The sequence below is a fragment of the Microcoleus sp. S13_B4 genome (assembly GCF_036700885.1).
Taxonomy (GTDB): Bacteria; Cyanobacteriota; Cyanobacteriia; order Cyanobacteriales; family Microcoleaceae; genus Microcoleus.
Genome location: NZ_JAUBPU010000140.1, coordinates 1 through 1,993 on the forward strand (window position 1 = coordinate 1; position 1,993 = coordinate 1,993).

Consider the following 1,993-nt stretch of genomic DNA (forward strand, 5'->3'; position numbering starts at 1 on the left):
ATCTCTTGTTTCATCTGTAGAAAAAATTCTTAAAGAATTTGGAGATAATTATGTAATTAATTTTGCTTAACTACTTACAGCGGATTCCCGGTTTATGAAGTACACCCCAGAAACCCGGTTTCTTCTGGATTTCTCGCCAGAAATCGGTTTTATTCAAGAAACCAGGTTTTGCTGTACTTCACTTACCTCGAAAGTGCTGTAAGTCAAGCCATTGCCTGACTCGGACTGGTCCCAACTGTGGATGTTCGTCAATTTCAATCACAGCATCCGCTTGGAGCCATTTGCTTGGGTCATTGAGTTTCATTTTCTGCCCGTGCTTACGTGGTCTACCGCGACCACTATAGGCTGGTGGTGCTGACCAGAAACACGCATTCTTTCGGACTCTCATTAAACAATCAGCTTGAATATCTGCTTGCGCCAGTACCCACTTTGCATTGCCATATTCTCGATCTAAAACTGCTAAGACGGGGTTGACGCTCTGTTCACATACAAGTTTGAGTTGCGAAGCTGCTTGAAGTATGGGTGAAGACCCACTACTAATTCTTTCATGGAGTAGGGGTAATGCCCAACTTCCTTGAGCTTCTGGTATCCACGCAATTGTACTGTACCCCTGTCCAACAATGGAGCCATTCTCATATTCATGGGTTCTGTCTTTTAAGGTTTTGGCATCGGGTCTCGCCCATGCAGTGTGGTCAATTGCCATTAATATATGTTCTGTTGTAGGTACTTGCTGCTGTAATTGCTTGATATACAGCATCATCCGTTTTTTCCGGTCTGGTCTACAGTCTTGTAAGGCTTCATAGACGCTTGACCATTGACGATTGAATAGCGGACGCTCGCGAAAATTCCGCCAAACAAGCCGCATTCCTTGTTGTCATTACTGCATCCATGAGCTCGAATGTTGCATATGAGGCCAGCACCAATAACTCGTATGCTGCTTGACGAAAGTCCTTTAATAGTTCACTGTTCATTAAGGGAGTGGATAGGTTTTCTTTTTCACCCTTATTCTCTCCCGGCGCGGTGGCTCTAGTTCTTCTGAAAGCCACCGTTCTCATCTTTATTTAGTCTAAACTACAGTAATTCACTATCTAAAATTTGCAGATGTTCCACTTCCGTATCAAAATCAAAGAAATCATTCTCGCTTGTCTTCGATCGCACTATAAGTTCATCATCCCTTGATTCAGCAACGCCCAGCCGAGTTGCGATATCCGATGCAAGCGCACCGACGACAAACAAGGAGTTTTGCAGGTGACGCCGTTGGTGGATTTTGGCAATGTTTGGACTCTCAGGGAAAGCGCGGTTTTGGAAGCGAATACTTTGCTGTCAGCGCGATTGCGACTGCGGTGACTGTACGGCGAAAGGTGGAATGCTCGCGGCGGCTGGGGAATTCCTTTGATTGACATTAAGTTGGGCAACAGGAGTTTACAAGAGCGCGGGCTGTATTTTTCTGTATAATTCAAACATTTTTAGGAAAGCAGTCATTTTGCCCTTGGCGGAACTGAGCAATTCCGCTATATAGTAATAAGTATCATGTGGCACTCGTCTGTAGATGCCAAGAGTGCATTTTACTGATAATCTTTAAATTAAACTATGTCTAAGGTGCGGTTGCTGCTTTTAAGTTCTTTTGCTTCCGGTTTTGGGCTTTGCTCAATCATTTTGGCGATGTTTACGATGACTTCAAGGCTGTCGTTTACGTCTTTTTTTACATTGGTTTTAACTTTGGTATTTTTTGGAATTAATCTGCTTTTTTCTTTGCATTATTATACATCACTTACTAAGCAATTGAGTGTTAAAAATAAAAGGAAAGCGAGAATTTAGCGGTTGTGAAGCAGAAGCGGAAAAAGGCATGGATACTTCTTTCTGGAATTTGAATGGAATCCAGGAAAACGCCTCTGGCTTAGAAAACTATCTAGCTGTCATAAGCTGTTGCACATTTAAACTGTGATACAAGCATTGCCCTTATTTTTGATTTTACGACCCCACTTAATTATTA

General features: G+C 42.6%; 2 protein-coding genes. Both read right to left on the reverse strand.

The genetic code is table 11. From position 1 onward, the window contains the following. Nucleotides 1-178: 178 nt before the first annotated feature. Nucleotides 179-865, reverse strand: a complete 687-nt coding sequence (locus QT994_RS27575) for a transposase (protein ID WP_333050814.1) — start codon at nt 863-865, stop codon at nt 179-181. Nucleotides 866-1,157: 292 nt separating this feature from the next. Continuing rightward, nucleotides 1,158-1,460, reverse strand: a complete 303-nt coding sequence (locus QT994_RS27580; RefSeq protein ID WP_333050816.1) for a hypothetical protein — start codon at nt 1,458-1,460, stop codon at nt 1,158-1,160. Between the last annotated feature and the right edge of the window lie 533 nt (nt 1,461-1,993).

Coding starts and splice junctions, on each gene's coding strand:
- QT994_RS27575 (WP_333050814.1), bottom strand. CDS start 865: ATGCGGCTTGTTTGGCGGAATTTTCGCGAGCGTCCGCTATTCAATCGT.